We start from the raw sequence: 2884 nt of genomic DNA on the forward strand, positions 1-2884 counted from the left end.
CCGCCTGCGCCGGGGCCATGCTGGCACTCGCCGCGCGTGGCAGCCGCACCCCGGCGGCCGCCGTGCTGGCCATCGCCGAGAATGCGGTCGGCGCCGCCTCCTTCCGCCCCGGCGACGTGGTGCGCACCCTGTCGGGCCGCACGGTGGAGGTGGTGGACACGGATGCCGAGGGCCGCCTGGTGCTGGCCGATGCGCTGACGCACGCGGTCTCCGCGCTGCGGCCGCGTGCCGTCATCGACCTCGCCACGCTGACCGGCAGCATCGTCACCGCGCTGGGCCATCACCGCGCCGGGCTGTTCGGCAATGACGACACGCTGCGCGACGCGGTGATGGCGGCGGGCGAGGCGGTGGGTGAGCCGCTCTGGCCCATGCCGATCGGCACGTCGCATCGCGAGGACCTGCACAGCGACATCGCCGACCTGCGCCAGTGCTGGCCCGGCGGCACCGGGCGCCGCGGCATCCCCGATGCCTGCCATGCCGCCGCCTTCCTGCGCGAATTCATCGGCCCGGGCAACGGCGCGCCATCCGGGTCCATCCCCGGATTCACCCCTTGGGCGCATCTTGACATCGCCGGAATGGAAAGCCGGGAGGAAGATGGCCCCCTGGGTCCCAAGGGGCCGAGCGGCTACGGCGTGCGCCTGCTCGACCGCCTGGTGCGGGATCATTTCGAGACCCGGCGGAGGCGGCGTGGCTGAGATCGGCTTCTACCACCTGACGCGCACGCCACTGGCCCAGGCCCTGCCGCGCCTGCTGGGCCGCGTGCTGGAAAGCGGCGGCCGTGCCGTGGTGCTGTGCGGCGGCCCGGAGCGGCTGGCCGCGCTGGATGCCTCGCTCTGGCTCAGCACCGATCCCGACTGGCTGCCGCACGGCACGCCCGCCGTGGGCCATGCGGAATTGCAGCCGATCTGGCTCACCACGGAGGACGAGGCGCCCAACGGGGCACGCTTCCTCTTCCTGGTGGATGGCGCCGAGAGCGCCCGGCTGGACCGCTTCGACCGGGTGCTCGACCTCTTCGACGGAAACGACGCGGAGGCCACCGAGGCCGCCCGCGACCGCTGGCGCCGCGCCAAGGCAGCCGGCCATGCGCTGACCTACTGGCAGCAGGGTGCCCGCGGCTGGGAGAAGAAGGCGGGCTGAACGCCGGTCCCTCAGCGTTGCAGGACGAAGTCCAGGCCGAGGCGGATGGCCGGGTCCACGACCGACTGGTGGGTTTCGCCGGGAAAGAGGTGGAAGGCGACCCGGGGTCCGGCCGGGCCGAGCTGCGAGAGCCGTTCCACCAGATCGCGCGCCCGGTCCACCTGCCGGGCGATGCGGGCGCGTTCCGAGATCGGGGCGGGCGGGCGCGGCTGCTCCAACTCGCCGACCGTGACCAGGAGGCGCAGGCGGGGGGCGACCTCGGGCGGGGCGGCCTCGAAGCCGGCCTCCAGCGGCAGGATCGTGCCCTGGCCGTAGCCGATCGAGGGACTGGCCGCGACATGGGCGCGGAACAGGCCAGGCTGGCGGAACAGCGTATAGAGCACGAAGAGGCCGCCATAGGAGTGGCCGAAGAGGCTCCGGTCCGCCGGGTCCAGCCTCGCTTCCTGTGCCAGCCGGGGCAGCAGCTCGTCCCGGACGAAGGCCAGGAAGGCGGGGGCGCCGCCTTCCTCCGGGATCGGCGGCTCGGCCGGCACGGTATAGTCCAGCTCGCGCCGGTTCCGCCCCGGATAGCCGATGGCCGCGATCGCCGCGCTGCCGCCATGGGCCTCCAGCGCCGCCACCGCGGGCTCGAAATGCCCGTCGCCGTCCAGCAGCAGGAAGAGCGGAAAGCCGCCCGCCGGTGGGGGGGTGCCGGGCTCCGCGAAGTAGATCCGGTAGGGCCGTTCCGTTTCGCCGCCCGCCAGCATCTCCCATTCGCGGCGGCGCATGGGGGTGGGCGCCACTTGTGCGGCGCCACTGCCCGCCGCTGTCACCATGCCGGATGTCCCCGCCGCCAGGAGAGCGCGTCGCCGCATCGATGGCCTCCTTTGCCGGTACGGAAGGGGCGGGAGGCAGCCTCGCACCCGTCCCGGTCCGCCCGTGTCATGCCCGAGCCTTTCCGGCGGGAAAAGACACAAGCCCGGGGCCTGCCTTCCATGTCCTTGATGCGGCTGGATTTCCCGATCTTGTGTCGGGACGGTTCTCCTGAAACCATCTTTCCGCTCAAACCCGTTGCTTCCGCCAGCGTCTTAACACCGAGCTTTAACCGACATGGCGAGGGAGGCAGAGATGATGGCAATCCGGCGGATCGCAGGTATCGCCCTGCTGGGCCTCAACTTGCTGGGAGGGCCGCTTGCCGCCCCGGCGCTGGCGGACCGGCCGCAGATCGACCGCTCGGGCCGGGCGCTCGACATGCAGCTCATGGTGCGGGACCCATCCGGCAAGGGTGCGGGGCGGCTGGAACGCGGCAGCTTCGATCCCGACGGCGACATGGCCCTCAGCAACAGCCTGCCGGCCGGCAGCACGGCCCGGGTGACCAATCCCCGCAACGGCCGCTGGGCCATGGTGCGGATCGGCCGGCAGGGCGAGCCTCGCGATGCGGAACAGCCGGTCCTGGTGGCCGGCCCGCGTGTGGCGGCACTGCTTGGCATGTCCGGTGGGGATGAGGTGGTGCGCGTGGCGCCGTTGGCCGTGCCTCAGGCCGACGGCACGATCCGGCTGGGCGAGGGCACGGGAATGTCCGGCCAGCAGGCGGTGATCGTACATCCGGAGCGCGGGTAAGGACCTTCCCGGAAAGTGCCGCGGAACCGTCAGGCCCGGGGCGCGGCGTCCGGCGGGGGCTCACGCCAGCCATAGGCGGTTTCCGGCACGGCATGGCCGGACAGGCCTGTCTCTTGATCACATCTACGCACAGCTCCACCGTAAGGCG

At 72.5% G+C, this 2884-nt stretch carries 3 protein-coding genes and 1 pseudogene; 3 read left to right on the top strand and 1 reads right to left on the bottom strand.

Features of this window, described 5'->3' with window-relative positions; all coding sequences use genetic code 11:
- Together ROTAS13_RS22210 and ROTAS13_RS22215 are read left to right on the top strand one after the other, a co-directional pair.
- Window positions 1-695 (top strand): annotated as a pseudogene (locus tag ROTAS13_RS22210) (M17 family metallopeptidase); the annotation flags it as partial.
- Complete coding sequence (locus ROTAS13_RS22215; protein ID WP_027297187.1) at window positions 688-1137, top strand: DNA polymerase III subunit chi; 450 nt, start codon at window positions 688-690, stop codon at window positions 1135-1137. The pseudogene ROTAS13_RS22210 and the gene ROTAS13_RS22215, both read left to right, overlap by 8 nt.
- An 11-nt stretch (window positions 1138-1148) precedes the next feature.
- On the opposite strand, the gene ROTAS13_RS22220 is transcribed toward ROTAS13_RS22215, so the two are convergent.
- The gene (locus tag ROTAS13_RS22220) at window positions 1149-1991 is read right to left on the bottom strand and encodes an alpha/beta hydrolase (RefSeq protein WP_075823463.1); all 843 of its coding nucleotides are present in this window, start codon (window positions 1989-1991) and stop codon (window positions 1149-1151) included.
- 253 nt (window positions 1992-2244) lie between these two features.
- Between ROTAS13_RS22220 and ROTAS13_RS22225 the strand changes: the two genes are divergently transcribed.
- Complete coding sequence (locus ROTAS13_RS22225) at window positions 2245-2736, top strand: hypothetical protein (protein ID WP_019461740.1); 492 nt, start codon at window positions 2245-2247, stop codon at window positions 2734-2736.
- The last annotated feature ends 148 nt before the right edge of the window (window positions 2737-2884 follow it).

Origin of the sequence: Roseomonas sp. TAS13, from assembly GCF_001950415.1 — a bacterium.
Lineage (GTDB): Bacteria > Pseudomonadota > Alphaproteobacteria > Acetobacterales > Acetobacteraceae > Roseomonas > Roseomonas mucosa.

Bases quoted from the DNA above. Each gene is read 5' to 3' on its own strand.
- ROTAS13_RS22220 (WP_075823463.1), bottom strand. From the start codon at position 1,991: ATGCGGCGACGCGCTCTCCTGGCGGCGGGGACATCCGGCATGGTGACA.
- ROTAS13_RS22225 (WP_019461740.1), top strand. From the start codon at position 2,245: ATGATGGCAATCCGGCGGATCGCAGGTATCGCCCTGCTGGGCCTCAAC.